The organism is Acinetobacter sp. AOR34_HL, from assembly GCF_027854795.1.
GTDB classification, from domain to species: Bacteria; Pseudomonadota; Gammaproteobacteria; order Pseudomonadales; family Moraxellaceae; genus Acinetobacter; species Acinetobacter junii.
Window position 1 is genome coordinate 1 of sequence record NZ_JAKTID010000042.1, and the last position, 13,800, is coordinate 13,800.

17 protein-coding genes and 1 pseudogene are annotated in these 13,800 nt (G+C 37.0%); 4 read left to right on the forward strand and 14 right to left on the reverse strand.

What is annotated here, in order from left to right; genetic code table 11:
* Positions 1-35: 35 nt before the first annotated feature.
* The 5 genes from MKL32_RS06750 to tauA form a co-directional block, all read right to left on the reverse strand.
* The gene (locus tag MKL32_RS06750; protein ID WP_004912080.1) at positions 36-782 is read right to left on the reverse strand and encodes an IS5 family transposase; all 747 of its coding nucleotides are present in this window, start codon (positions 780-782) and stop codon (positions 36-38) included.
* Between the two features lie 81 nt (positions 783-863).
* Positions 864-1,709, reverse strand: a complete 846-nt coding sequence (tauD, locus tag MKL32_RS06755) for a taurine dioxygenase (protein ID WP_270900331.1) — start codon at positions 1,707-1,709, stop codon at positions 864-866.
* Between the two features lie 16 nt (positions 1,710-1,725).
* The gene (tauC, locus tag MKL32_RS06760; RefSeq protein WP_270900332.1) at positions 1,726-2,607 is read right to left on the reverse strand and encodes a taurine ABC transporter permease TauC; all 882 of its coding nucleotides are present in this window, start codon (positions 2,605-2,607) and stop codon (positions 1,726-1,728) included.
* A complete protein-coding gene (locus MKL32_RS06765; RefSeq protein WP_270900333.1) occupies positions 2,604-3,395 on the reverse strand; it encodes a taurine ABC transporter ATP-binding protein in 792 nt (263 codons plus the stop codon). Before MKL32_RS06765 ends, tauC begins: the two co-directional genes overlap by 4 nt.
* 9 nt (positions 3,396-3,404) lie before the next feature.
* Positions 3,405-4,445 (reverse strand): taurine ABC transporter substrate-binding protein, encoded by a 1,041-nt coding sequence (gene tauA, locus MKL32_RS06770; protein WP_270900334.1) that lies wholly within the window; start codon positions 4,443-4,445, stop codon positions 3,405-3,407.
* 217 nt (positions 4,446-4,662) lie between these two features.
* Between tauA and MKL32_RS06775 the strand changes: the two genes are divergently transcribed.
* Positions 4,663-5,586 (forward strand): chromate resistance protein ChrB domain-containing protein, encoded by a 924-nt coding sequence (locus MKL32_RS06775; protein ID WP_270900335.1) that lies wholly within the window; start codon positions 4,663-4,665, stop codon positions 5,584-5,586.
* A 2-nt stretch (positions 5,587-5,588) separates the two neighbouring features.
* Entirely contained in the window at positions 5,589-6,941 is a 1,353-nt protein-coding gene (chrA, locus tag MKL32_RS06780) for a chromate efflux transporter (RefSeq protein WP_270900336.1), read from the forward strand.
* A gap of 51 nt (positions 6,942-6,992) precedes the next feature.
* Here chrA and dmeF read toward each other — a convergent pair whose 3' ends face one another.
* Complete coding sequence (dmeF, locus tag MKL32_RS06785) at positions 6,993-7,943, reverse strand: CDF family Co(II)/Ni(II) efflux transporter DmeF (protein WP_099948278.1); 951 nt, start codon at positions 7,941-7,943, stop codon at positions 6,993-6,995.
* A 56-nt stretch (positions 7,944-7,999) separates the two neighbouring features.
* On the opposite strand from dmeF, the gene MKL32_RS06790 reads away from it, so the two are divergent.
* Positions 8,000-8,266 (forward strand): metal/formaldehyde-sensitive transcriptional repressor, encoded by a 267-nt coding sequence (locus tag MKL32_RS06790; RefSeq protein ID WP_270900337.1) that lies wholly within the window; start codon positions 8,000-8,002, stop codon positions 8,264-8,266.
* On the opposite strand, the gene MKL32_RS06795 is transcribed toward MKL32_RS06790, so the two are convergent.
* The 8 genes and pseudogenes from MKL32_RS06795 to MKL32_RS06830 form a co-directional block, all read right to left on the reverse strand.
* Positions 8,261-8,878 (reverse strand): ATP-binding cassette domain-containing protein, encoded by a 618-nt coding sequence (locus MKL32_RS06795; protein WP_270900338.1) that lies wholly within the window; start codon positions 8,876-8,878, stop codon positions 8,261-8,263. The two genes, MKL32_RS06790 and MKL32_RS06795, sit on opposite strands and share 6 nt — an antisense overlap.
* 2 nt (positions 8,879-8,880) lie before the next feature.
* Positions 8,881-9,570 (reverse strand): molybdate ABC transporter permease subunit, encoded by a 690-nt coding sequence (gene modB / locus MKL32_RS06800; protein ID WP_004952841.1) that lies wholly within the window; start codon positions 9,568-9,570, stop codon positions 8,881-8,883.
* 4 nt (positions 9,571-9,574) lie between these two features.
* The gene (gene modA, locus MKL32_RS06805) at positions 9,575-10,333 is read right to left on the reverse strand and encodes a molybdate ABC transporter substrate-binding protein (RefSeq protein WP_270900343.1); all 759 of its coding nucleotides are present in this window, start codon (positions 10,331-10,333) and stop codon (positions 9,575-9,577) included.
* 551 nt (positions 10,334-10,884) lie between these two features.
* A pseudogene (locus tag MKL32_RS06810) lies at positions 10,885-11,288 on the reverse strand (NF045616 family extracytoplasmic (lipo)protein).
* 151 nt (positions 11,289-11,439) lie between these two features.
* Positions 11,440-11,772 carry a hypothetical protein gene (locus MKL32_RS06815; protein ID WP_270900339.1) on the reverse strand — a complete coding sequence of 111 codons (333 nt, stop codon included), beginning with the start codon at positions 11,770-11,772 and terminating at the stop codon, positions 11,440-11,442.
* Between the two features lie 26 nt (positions 11,773-11,798).
* Complete coding sequence (locus MKL32_RS06820) at positions 11,799-12,011, reverse strand: hypothetical protein (protein WP_270900340.1); 213 nt, start codon at positions 12,009-12,011, stop codon at positions 11,799-11,801.
* Positions 12,012-12,035: 24 nt separating this feature from the next.
* Entirely contained in the window at positions 12,036-12,242 is a 207-nt protein-coding gene (locus tag MKL32_RS06825; protein WP_270900341.1) for a hypothetical protein, read from the reverse strand.
* Between the two features lie 104 nt (positions 12,243-12,346).
* Entirely contained in the window at positions 12,347-12,676 is a 330-nt protein-coding gene (locus tag MKL32_RS06830) for a hypothetical protein (RefSeq protein ID WP_270900342.1), read from the reverse strand.
* Between the two features lie 395 nt (positions 12,677-13,071).
* Between MKL32_RS06830 and MKL32_RS06835 the strand changes: the two genes are divergently transcribed.
* Complete coding sequence (locus MKL32_RS06835; protein WP_262579462.1) at positions 13,072-13,773, forward strand: IS1 family transposase; 702 nt, start codon at positions 13,072-13,074, stop codon at positions 13,771-13,773.
* The last annotated feature ends 27 nt before the right edge of the window (positions 13,774-13,800 follow it).

Consider the following 13,800-nt stretch of genomic DNA (forward strand, 5'->3'; position numbering starts at 1 on the left):
TAGGGTCTGTTGACATTTACTGTTCATAATTAAACCTATAAAGGTAGCCATAAAAATATACAGGCTAAGGCAACAGCACTTTGATAATTTCTTTTGAGCTTGTCATATCGAGTAGCTATCCCTCTAAATTGTTTTAATCTACAAAACATATTTTCAACTAAATGCCTGATTTTATATAAATACCAGTCCATATGATCATTGTTCGATTGGCTATTTATTTTCTTTGGTATATTCGCTTTTGTTCCTGTTTTTCTGATCTGCTCACGCAGTGGTTCTGAATCATAGCCTTTATCTGCGCATACCACTTCTGTCTCTTTTAAATCTAATGTTGCTATTAAATCAGGTGCAACTTTGATGTCATGTGTAGTGCCATCGGTAATCATGAAATCAATAGGATTGCCATGTGAATCAACAATCAAATGTATTTTTGAGGAGTTTCCTCCTACACTTTTAGAAATGGATTGATTCGCTATACCGGCAGAATGTTGATGAGCACGTACGTGAGAGCCATCAATAAAAATCCACTCCATATCGGGGCATGATGCTAATAATTTGAATAATCTAAGCAACTTACCGCTGCTTGACCAACGATTAAAACGTTTGAAAATAGAGTTTGATTGACCGAAATAGGAAGGAATATCTCGCCACGGACAGCCTGTTCTAATTCTATAGAGAATAGCTTCAATAAAATTACGTAAATTTGAGTTGTGATGAATAGATAAATTACGCAAAATAGTTTTCAACTTTTGCCAGTGTTGATCTGTCAGCATGGTACGAGGCATAGCGAATAGTAAAATTGGGTTTGGCGATTTGATTTTACTACTTCGCTATTTTTTTAAGCTAAAAGTGTCAACACACCCTAATTAACTTGCAGCTTGATAAAACGGTGCATCACCATTAATGGTGGCGCGGTGCATAATCCGATGTGCATCGCCATAATCAAATAAAGCCTTATGCTGTGTGCAACGATTATCCCAAATCGCCACATCGCCTTCTTGCCATTGCCAACGTAAATGAAACTGCTCATGAGTCGCGTGGGCGAATAGATATTGCAATAACTCAGCACTTTCTGATTCATCTAGCTCATTAATACGTGTGGTGAAACCTTCGCTCACAAACAAAATCGACTGTCCTGTCACAGGATGGGTTCTCACTACAGGATGAACAACGGGTGGATTACGTTTGAAGGTTTCTTCCAATTTCTTACGCTCAACATCATTATGCGCAAAACGTTCAATCGGGAAAGACTGACGAATATCATGTGTAGCCGTTAGACCTTTTAACTTTTGTTGCAAGCTTTGTTCCAATGCAGCAAATGCGGCTACTCCACTCGACCACAATGTATCACCACCTACAGGTGGAATCTTGATGGCTTGCAAGACACACCCTAATGGCGGATTTTGACTGAAAGTCACATCAGTATGCCAAAGCTCGTTGTCACGTAAATCTTGCTTCCAACTGTCTAGAACAATAATTTCAGGCACATTTTCTACTGTCGGGAAAATAGGATGAATATGTAAAGAACCAAAGCCACGTGCAAGTTCAGCTTGAGCCTGAGGTACAAGCTGCTGGTTGCGGAAGAAAATTACATGATGATCAAGCAAAGCCTGTTGAATTTGTTGTGTGGTATTTTCATCAACCGTATTTAAATCAACATCGTGAATAATTGCACCAATGGTTGGTTTAATCACTTCAATATTTAACGTCATCTTCTACTACTCACACTTATAACTGTTGACCATACCAAGGAGAGAGTTGCTTCTGTAACCAACGCAAAAACAACTCAAAACTCACTGCAACGATCGCAATAACAATAATGCCGAGAACCACAGTATCGGTAATCAAGAATTGAGCTGCTGACTGCACCATAAAACCAATACCACGATCTGCTGCAACTAATTCCGAAGCCACTAGAGTCGACCAGCCCACACCTAAACCAATACGAATACCCGTTAAGATATGCGGTAAGGCCGTCGGCAGAATCACATGCCAAAACACTTGCGATTGGCTTGCGCCTAAAGATAAGGCTGCACGCTCACGATTGAGCTGATGACTGATTACGCCATGAGTGCTACTGATAATGACTGGTGCAAGGATTGAAAAGAAAATCAAAAGTACTTTAGTGGTTTCTCCAATCCCGAACCAAATCACCAATAATGGCAAATAGGCTAGAGGTGGTATCGGACGTAACAGCTCAACCAAAGGATCAAGTACCGCGCGCACCCATTTGTTCAAACCCATCCATAAACCTAAAGGCACACCAATTGCAATTGCAGCAACTAAAGCCAATAAGACACGAGAAATACTGGCGGCTAAATGTTGCCATAAAGTCGCTTTCATAAAGCCTTGTTGACTGACTTCAAGAAACTTTTGCCATACCGCTTGTGGGCTTGGCAAAAACAAATTTGGAACAACTTTTAAAGCAGTGATCAAATACCAGATCACCAGCACACTGATAACGCTCGATAAACTCAGCACCAAACTACGATGACGCGCGAAAAAATCACCTATAGCATTTCGTCCTGAAGCTGATTTTTTCGGCTCAATTTGTGCAAATTCTGCTGTGTTACTTAGCTCATAGGCTGTATTTTTTGCTTGTCCCGTCATACAGTCACCTCATACCCTGCTTGTTTCTGTACACGTAGGCGTTCAAACAATTGCTCACGTAATTGAATAAATTTTGGATCGGATTTAATTGTTCGAATCGATTCGCCTTGCTTATAACGCTCTGCAAAATCTAGTTTTAAAGTTTCAACGATCTTTCCTGGACGAGCTGTCATCAATACCAGTTGATTGCTGAGTAATAACGCTTCTTCAATGTCATGGGTGATGAGGAAAAAAGATTTATTTTGTTTAATCCATAAATCCAACACCAACTGCTGCATGGTTTCACGGGTAAATGCATCCAGCGCAGCAAAAGGTTCATCTAATAAAATAAAGGCTGCATGGCTGATCAAGGCACGTGCAATACCAACGCGCTGTTTCATACCACCTGACAGTTCCCAAATATTGGCTTGTGCAACATGGCTCAAACCTACTATCTTCAGAATGGATTCTACTTGCTGATGAATATGTTGTTCTTTTAAACCTTTAAGTTGTAAAGCAAAACCGATATTTTCAGAGACATTTAACCAAGGTAATAGCGCATGATCTTGGAACACCACTGCACGGCGAGCATCAGGTGTCGTTAATACTTCAGCATCAAGTTTGATCTGTCCTGAACTTGGTTTTTGAAAACCAGCTAAAATATTCAGTAATGTGGTTTTTCCACAACCCGACTCACCCAAAATTACCGTCAAAGTGCCCTCTTCAATTTTGAGATTAATATCTTGCAATACAGGCACGGTCTGGTTTGGAAAAGTTAAATGAAGATGCTCAGCAGCTAATACGCTCATTTCGATCTCCTATGGTTGTAAGAATTGAGTGGTGACATTGGCTTGATAGTCAGGTTTTACTTGATCCACCTTGCCTTGGCTTTTTAAGAAAGTGGCTGTATCGAAAATGTTCTCTGCAAATTCACCCGATAAAGTGGCTTGTTGCTGCTGACGATCAAGGTATATATTTCCTGAAAGAAGCAATGGAATATCTTTGGCATCAGAACCCGTCAATTGTGCGATTTTCTGAATATTGTCAGCATTTTGCTCAAATGCTTTAGGATCTTGGTTATAGCTTTCAATTTGCTTTAAGCTGGTTCTCACGAAGGCTTTTAAGAACTCAGGATTTTTTTCAGCGAAATCTTTACGAACCACCCATAAATCATAGGTTGGTGCGCCCCACTCGCCGACTTGTTTCGAGTCTGTTAAGACATGACCAGTCGCTTTAACTTTGCTTAAGGCAGGTTCCCAAACATAGGTCGCATCAATATCACCACGCTCCCAAGCTGCTGTGATTTCTGGCGGACGTAAGTTAATAATCTTGACTTGGTTATCCGCAATATTCCAATCCTTGAGTGCTGACAATAGGCTGTAATGCGTGGTTGAAACGAATGGCACAGCAATAGTTTTACCAATCAAATCTTGCGGGTTTTTAATGCCTGATTTGTTGCTGACCACTAGTGCCTCAGAACCGCCTAATTTTGCTGTCACCAGAAAGACTTCTATCGGTAAATCACGACTTGCAGCAGCAGCTAGAGGGCTAGAGCCGATATTGCCGATCACAACATCACCCGAAGCCAATGCATTAACTACATCTGAACCAGCATCAAATTTACGCCATTGAATTGCTTGATTAGTATCACGTTCATATTCTCCATTTGCCTGTGCAACCTTGGTCGGATCAACACCTGTTTGATAGGCAATCACCAATGCTTTGTTGTTTTTAGACTGAACAGATGTAGCATCTTTTTGATTTTGATAGACAATAAAAGCAACAATCGCCACAAGGACGATCGCTGTAACAATTAGCGGCTTAGAGTTCTTGATGCCCATAATTAGATGATCTTTCAACAATATAGGCTTATGGTATGCGTCACACTTTATGATTAAAAATAAGAAAAAATGCGTTGTTTATATTTTTTTTAAGATAAAGAAATCAAAATAATTGGACTCCTGTCATCTATTTTTCAAATCGCTTCTGTATAAAACATATGAGCATATGCATTTTTTAGATTTATAAAATTAAATTTATATGTAATATATATAACAAATTTGTTGAGTATATTACATGAATATATCATTACTCATTTCATCACTACCCACTCAAAGCACCACTGCCCGTATGCGAGTATGGCGGTCAATTAAAGCAAGTGGCGCAGCAACACTCAGAGACGGTGTTTACCTCTTACCTGCTGAGCATTCAGAAAAATTTACGCCAATCGCGAATGACCTCATTTCAGAGCATGGTACAGCCTATATTTTTCAAACGACTTCGACAGAACAGCTCAATTTGGCTGAAATGTTTAGTCGCCAAGATGAATATGATTTGCTGTATCAGCAATTGATTGGGTTAAGAGAAAATCTAAATGAAATCAATAAAAAAGAATCCCTAAAACAGATTCGTAAATTACGCAAAAATCTTGATTCACTCATTGAAATTGACTTTTTCCCAACCGAAGCCAAAACACAGACCAGTAATGAAATAAATAGCCTTGAACAAATTATTCTACGTCTAGGCGAAATCAATGAACCTCAGATGAACCAAGGCAATATCCAAACTCTACTGCAAGAAAACTTTCAAAACAAAGTGTGGGCAACCCGAAAACGACCTTGGATTGACCGCTTAGCCTCGGCTTGGCTCATTCAAAACTTTATTGACCCTCATGCAACATTCCTATGGTTAGAAGCGCCGACAGACTGCCCATCATCTGCTTTAGGCTTTGACTTTGATGGCGCTACGTTTAGCCATATTGAGCATTTGGTTACCTTTGAAGTGCTGTTGCATAGCTTCTCACTGCATCAAAAACCTGCATTAAAGAAAATTGCGGAGATTGTGCATTTCCTTGATGTAGGAGGTATTGAACCGCCTGAGGCCATTGGAATTGAGAAAGTGATTCAGGGATTAAGAAGTAAAATCCAAGATGATCAGCAATTATTAGAATTATCAAATTACGTTTTTGATGGCTTATATGCCAATTTTTTTCGAGAATAGTCATGCAACAACAACAGATCAACCCACCAGACCACCCCATAGTAAGCATCTCTTTTTGGCAAGCCTTTTTATTTTGGCTGAAATTAGGCTTTATTAGTTTTGGGGGGCCAGCAGGTCAAATCGCAGTGATGCACCAAGAACTGGTCGAACAGAAACGTTGGATTTCTGAAAAAAGATTCTTACATGCACTCAACTATTGCATGCTTTTACCTGGCCCTGAAGCACAACAACTCGCCATTTATATTGGTTGGTTGATGCATCGAACCGCAGGTGGCTTAGTTGCAGGCATTCTGTTTGTTCTACCTTCTTTATTTATTCTGATTGCCCTATCATGGATTTATATTGAGTTTGGTGATGTGCCGATTATTGCTGGATTATTTTATGGCATCAAACCTGCGGTCACGGCGATTGTGTTTCATGCAACCTATCGTATTGGCAGTCGTTCACTCAAAAATAATTTCTTATATTTGATTGCCGCTGCTGCTTTTATCGCAATCTTCTTCTTCAATGTTCCCTTTCCATTGATTGTATTGAGTGCTGCGATACTGGGCTATTTACTGAGTAAAAAACAACCGCATTTATTTGCAGCTCAAAGTGCTCATCAAAGCAAGCAAAAACATTATGGCGCAGCCCTCATTGATGATGATACGCCTCCTCCTGCACATGCTATTTTCCGTTGGACTCAACTGACTAAAATCCTCGTTATTGCAGCATTATTATGGTGTATCCCAATCATCAGTTTAACCATGAGCTTAGGATGGCAACATGCTTATACCCAAATGGCATGGTTCTTTACCAAGGCTGCATTACTGACATTTGGTGGAGCTTATGCCGTATTACCTTATGTGTATCAAGGTGCGGTGAATCATTATGCATGGCTCAGTCCAACCCAAATGATTGATGGACTGGCATTAGGTGAAAGTACCCCAGGCCCACTGATTATGGTGGTTGCATTCGTTGGATTTGTAGGGGGCTTTAATCATGCCTTGTTAGGTGCAGATCATCTATTCTTGGCGGGTGCATTTGGCGCTGTCATTGTTACATGGTTTACTTTTTTATTTTCCTTTGTGTTCATTCTCGCAGGTGCTCCGATTATTGAATCCACTCATAATGAACTTAAATTTACTGCTCCACTCACCGCAATTACCACTGCTGTTGTAGGTGTCATTCTTAATCTTGCTCTATTCTTTAGCTATCACGTGCTATGGCCAAATGGTTTTGATCATGCATTTAATTACGAAGCGGCAATCATTACCATTGCAGCGATGATCGCACTCTTTAAATTTCAGATTAATGTTCTTTACGTGATCTTTGCTTCAGCACTTTGTGGTTTGATCCTATATCTCTTTGTTTAAACTATTAAGCTAGAGTTGAGTTATTCGACTCTAGCTTCAGTCTCAGAAATATTAAATATGATGAATCTCAACTGAGGCATGCACAATTTCTTCATGTATGGATAGCTCACGTTTGACTTGATCAGGAGTCAAATCAGCTATCGATGTTTCCAATCCTAAAATACAAGAGAATTTGCCTTTCCCAACTTTCCATACATGTAGGTCTGTGATTTCTACGTGTGGAAGTTGGGCAATTACATCCTTTATTTCTTGTACCACAGGGTGTCCCATTTCAGCATCTAATAAGGTTTTACCTGTTTCTTGAATTAATCCCCAAGACCATTTGGCAACCAGTAATGCACCAATAATTCCAAGCAAGGCATCTAGAAAATTCCAGCTAAAATATTTTGCAGCAAATAAAGCAATAATTGCGAGCACTGAAGTCACGGCATCTGCCACTACATGCAAAAATGCGGCTTTTTGATTTAAATCATGGTGATGATGGTGATCGTGTGTATGTTGATGATCATCGTGATGGTGATCATGTGAATGATGATGGTGATGCTCATGTCCACCATCATGTAATAACCATGCACAGACCAAGTTTATAACTAAACCTACAACCGCGATTGGAATCGCTTCATTGAAATGAATCGTAACGGGATTAAATAATCGTTCAATCGACTGAATCCCCATCAGTAGCGCAACGACCATCAATAAAATAGCACTGCTATAGCCTGCTAAAATTTCTATTTTCCATGTTCCAAAACTAAATCGGGAGTCACTTGCATACTGTCGAGCCATTCGATAAGCAAAGTAAGCCAAACCTAGTGCTAGCATGTGGGAACTCATATGCCAACCATCAGCTAGTAATGCCATCGAATTAAAAATCCATCCACCTAAGATTTCTAAGATCATCATCACAGCGGTCAAAATTGTGGCGATCAAAATCTTTTTCTGGGCTAAAGGATTTCCCTGATCAAATTGATGAGAATGGCGTCTTTCTAGGTTAGTATGCTGCATTTGCTTTAACTTTAAAATATACTCCCCCTCAGTATATATTTTTTCAGGAAAAATGTATGTCTCATCTACACCATGACAAAAAAATTCTTAATCGAGTGAAGCGCATTCAAGGACAAATTACCGCGGTTGAAAAATCATTAACCAATCCAGAGAGTTCATGTATCGAAGTTTTACAGCAAGTCGCTGCGGTTAAAGGTGCTGTAAATGGTTTAATGAATCAATTAATTGAACAACACTTAAAAGAACACGTACTAAAGGATGCTGAACATATTAATGAAGAAGAAATAGAAAAGTTTCTTGCTTTATTACAACGTTATTTATAGATACCAAATCTCGTGAGTGAGTTGTTCGATTTCTGATTTATCATGACTCACATACAGCATCGGAATTTTTATCTCTGCTTTGATTTTTTGAAAGAAAGGAATAATCTCTTTTTTGTGCGCGGAATCAAGAGCAGAAAGTGGTTCATCTAATAATAATAATTGTGGTGAGTACAGCAAGGCACGCCCAAGTGCAACACGTTGTTTTTCCCCTCCTGAGAGCTTAATCGGCATTCTTTCAGTTAAATGATCCAATTTAAGCAATTCAACAATATAGTCGAGTTCAAACTGTTGCTGCTCGGGGCGAATATGTTTGAAGCCAAACAATAGATTCTGCATTACATTTTTATGAGGAAATAACTGTGCATCCTGAAATACCAAACCAATCCGACGCTGTTGTGTACTCAGGTTAATGTTCTGTGCCCGATCAAACCATGTTTGATTCTGTATTTTAATCCAACCTGATTGGGGTTTAATCAATCCAGCAATACTATGCAAAATCGTGGTTTTTCCTGAACCTGAAGCTCCAAATAAACCAATCACAGACTGATCGGATTGAAAGCGTTGATCTAGAGAAAATTGTCCTTGAGTAAGTTGGATATGACAATCAATCATGCTTAACGACCACGTTTATTTTTCTGATAACGATTGAACCATTGCGCAAACCATAGTGCAAAGAAAGCTACGGATAAGGATAAGATTATTAAACGCCAAACTGCTGCTTCAGTATCAGGTTGCTGCATCAAACTATACATGGCTAAAGGCAAAGTCCGTGTTTCACTGGCAATATTCCCCACGAAGGTAATCGTTGCGCCAAACTCACCTAAACTTCGGCAAAAACATAAAATACTTCCCACCAAAATTCCGCTACTTGCAAGTGGCAAAGTTACCTGCATAAACGTGCCGAATGCAGAAGCCCCTAAAGTTTTTGCAGCCATTTCTAAACGCTGATCCACCAGTTCAATCGCCAATCGAATTGATTGTACGAGTAAAGGAAAGCCCATTACCGCAGATGCCAATACCGCCCCTTTCCAATTAAACGCAAACTCCAATCCTAGTGGTGCTAGATATTGTCCTATGATGCCTCGATTGCCAAAAATTTGAAGTAACAAATAACCAGGTACAACTGGTGGTAACACTAAAGGTAAGAAAACCAGTGTTTCAAATAGTGATTTACCCCAGAACTCTTTCCTAGCTAAAATCCAAGCAATCAAAATTGCTGGGATTAAACTCACAATCAAACATGTTGCTGCCACTTTAGATGACAGTAGCAACACTTCAAGTTCTTCAGGAGTCAGAATCATCATTTAATTACTTAAGTACGCTAAAACCATATTTTTTAAATACTTTTTTTGCCTGACTGCTTTGTAAAAACTTATAGAATTTCATTGACTCTGTATTCTTCTTTACTAAACCTATTGGATAAATAATAGGTTGATGGGTATTTTCTGGAAATGTTCCAATGATGACGACATTTTTGCTGATCGCTGCATCAGTAGCGTAAACAATCCCTAACTGACATTCACCACGTGCCACAAAGTTTAAGGCTGCACGTACATCCTCTGTTTCCACTAGACGAGTTGAAACCTTATCCCACCAACCGATCGACGTCAAAGCCTGCTTTGCATATTTTCCAACAGGTACACTCTTAGTATCACCTGTACACCATTTACTTTGAACAACCCTAGTGAAATCAAAACTTTTATCTATTTTTAATTTGATTGGACGAGCTTTAGGAGCTATCACTACCAAACGATTACCCAATAAATTCTCGCGATCATTTGCCGATACCAACTGTTTTTTTTGCAAATAATCCATCCATTGAACATCTGCTGATATAAAAATATCAGCTGGCGCACCTGCTTCAATTTGTTTGGCTAAAGTTGATGAACCTGCATAAGATGTTTGGATTTGAACTTTATTTTTCTGCTCATAGATCACATCTAATTCATTGATCGCATTGGTTAAACTTGCAGCTGCATATACTGTAACTTTATCAACCGCAAATGCTTGTGTGTGGCTAAATAGGCCAACGCATATAGCCAATGCATATCGGTATTTTTGTATCATCACCAATGGAACGACCTCATCCTCATAATTCGATATATTCTTGCGAACATATCGCTTAATAAAGATACACTAAAAACAAAAATTCGCTAGCCTTGTTCTTCTTCATAGTCATGTGTTTTTAAAGCTCAATGATCTAACGATAGGAATCAAGATCATCATTTGGTGCAAAAAATTAATCTCAAACCACTTTAGTGCAGCACTGCATACTTTGTGATATGAGCAAAACTTAGCTTAATCAAGATCAACTTTTCTCTCAATCAATCGTTATTTACCGAAAAATATAACGATAAACTGCAATTTTCCTTCTGAAATAAAAAAAACGCCTATCCAAACATCAACCGAATGATGCTGAATAGACGCCTTTGTCTATTTCTAAATAATAGCGAATAAAGCTATCTTATAGTTGTATTAGCAAAAGATGTGCCATTTTCTGCTTCATGCTTATTAACATCAGATCTATAAGGATAAATCTTTTTTATCAATATAGCAGCATCACAAACATTTCATTAAATCATTTCAACCTATTCTAATATCTAAGGATAGAACCTGAATCAATCACAAGTTGATTTTTCTGGCTCAACATATCTAATTTCTAGTTTATTATCTTTATCCATAACACAAATACTTCTATGAAAGCTTTTATTTGTATCTAAAATAATTTCGTAAGCAATATTACGTTCAATTTCTTTTAATGGTATTGCAACACATTTTTTTCATCTATAGGTAGAGGGGCTCTAGTGTATAGCTTTTCATAAGTACTTTTAAAACCTTTATTGTAGTCGATCCTTCCTAAATAAATCAGGAACGTATTATCAAGGCCATAATAGGTTTTAGAATTATTTGTAAATACACATAGTTGATTGTGTTTGATTTTTACCTCAAGATCCTTACCTTGAGGATTACAACCAGTTAAGTATGCAAGAATAATAAAAACAGATAAAGTATATTTATTCATATTTAAAATCTAAAAGACAATCAATATTGACTACCACTCATAGCCCTTCCCACTTTATTTACATTCAATGATTTCATTTTTTGATAGATTCGACTTAGAATCACGTCCCGACAAGTATAAACAATTTATAAATACGTATTGTCTCAAAAAATTATCTTTTTTTAATCTCCAGTCTAATTTGCGTCTCTAAACTACTATATTTTACTTTCGATGAGTCCAAACAGAAAATATACTTAGTTTTTTTATTAGATAAATTTTTTAAACTTTCTTCATATATATCAGCCGATAATTCTTCATCAAAAATATTTTCCTTATACTTAAATGAACTATCTAACCGTCCAAACTCATTAGCTGCTTTCATATCACTTGTTTTTAGAGCACATAGCTTACTACCATAAAACTCATATTTAAAATCTTCCACTTTCTTTTCTTTGCAACCTAACAACAAAGTGAGTAAAAATACTATATAAATTTTACTACACACAAATATATAACGCCTGAAATTTTAATTTACTTATGACAATCAGAAATAAAACTATCATTATCCATATCACCACTATTAATAACTTTTTTATTTTTTATACAAAAATTAATAGACTTAAGAACAACTCCAGGCTCTCCCTTCCCACCACTATAGGAAAAAGACAAATAATAAGCATGGTTGGGAAGTATATTTTTCTCTTTAAAATTTAAAATTTTTATTTGGTTAAGTTCTTTGTTCAAGTTCTTTACTTCATATATTGCTTTTTATTCATGTCCCTTATCCAAAACTTCCAAACTATTAACTTCATAACCAAAAACATATTCTTCATTTTCAAAAATACTAAATACTAAATCTCCCCCATCGACAAAGGAATTAAATATAAATTTATCGCTCTTAAATTTAATCCAATAAAAAGATATAAAAGCCGAAAGCAATATAAAAAAAACCGTCAATCTCAATATTTTATTCATCTTAGATACTCACCACCCACCTAATCCATCACTTGACTTATTTTTGATCTATACATATTTAACACCTCTTGAATTGAACATCCATCAATATTATTTTTCTTATTCTATTTTTTCATTAAAGCTAAATTTTTATTATTAACCAGAACCCAGTAATCTGAAAAAATTTCCGCTTGAGACTCCAAGTTATAATACAAAAATCTTTTCAAAACAACTTTATGCTTCACATATTCAGCAACTGTTGATTTTTCCCATATATTATAAACATATGGGTCATAGTAATTTAATGTCATTGCATCACATGCTTGTACAGCACTAGCCCTGATCAAAACACTAAATTCTCTATTATGTTGCCATACATGACCTAACTCATGTAAAAAAATCTTCTTATAATCATCGCTAGCAGCACTATAATCCGTCTTAAAATGTTTTTCCATAATAAAAATACTACCATTAGGCGTTACAAATGTATCTTCATTCTGCAAATCAAAAGAAAAATAACTTCCTTTAAAAATTTTTACTTTAGTGTAATCTATAGTATTTTAAAATATTGATTGCGCTAATTTTATTTCTCCACTTGTTAAAGGTCTACTGTATAATTCGATTTTAACAGTACTATTTTTTTGTTATTTGTAATAATTTCATCCAAATTATTATCAACAATACTAAAACCCATAATCATTCCTCTTCATTTAACTCATGGAAATATACAACTTTTTCTTTTAAAAAAAACTCTAATTCAGTAATTGGCTCAGCCTGACTAGTAGAAAATCTGGTGGTGTTTCAAAAAGTATGCTGAAAAAAACAATATGGCTTTTGATAAAATAGAGGTATGAAAATAACGCTACAAATCAAATGTCCTACCTGTCTAAGTAACAATATAAAGAGAAATGGCATCAAAGTAGATGGGAAACAAAACCATCAATGCAAAGATTGCAAACGTCAGTTTATTGGTGATCATGCATTAAGCTATCAAGGGTGTAACTCAGGTATTACCGGCAAGATATTACATTTAATGGTCAGAGGAAACGGTGTAAGAGATATTGCTGAAGTCGAGCGTATCAGCATTGGCAAGGTATTACGAACCTTAAGTGAATCGATCTATCAGATTCAGCCTAAACAAAGCAACTACGAATGTCTTGAAGTCGATGAACTCTGGACTTTTGTAGGGAATAAGAAAAATAAACAATGGCTTATTTATGCCTACCATCGAGAATCTGGAGAAATTGTTGCTTATGTTTGGGGTAAGCGGGATTTAGCAACGGTTCAACGTCTTAAAGCTAGACTTAAAAAGCTTGGGGTTCAATATGCTCGAATTGCGAGTGATCCCTGGGATAGTTTTATCACAGCATTTCAATGTTGCAAGCAAGTGATCGGTAAGTTTTTTACCGTCGGTATTGAAGGTAACAACTGTAGAATTCGTCATCGAATCAGGCGTGGATTTAGGAGAAGTTGCAACTTTTCTAAAAAGCTCGAAAATCATTTTAAAGCCTTTGATTTGACTTTCTTTTACCTTAATAACGGATTTGTTTAACGCCAGCATACTTTTTGAAACACCACC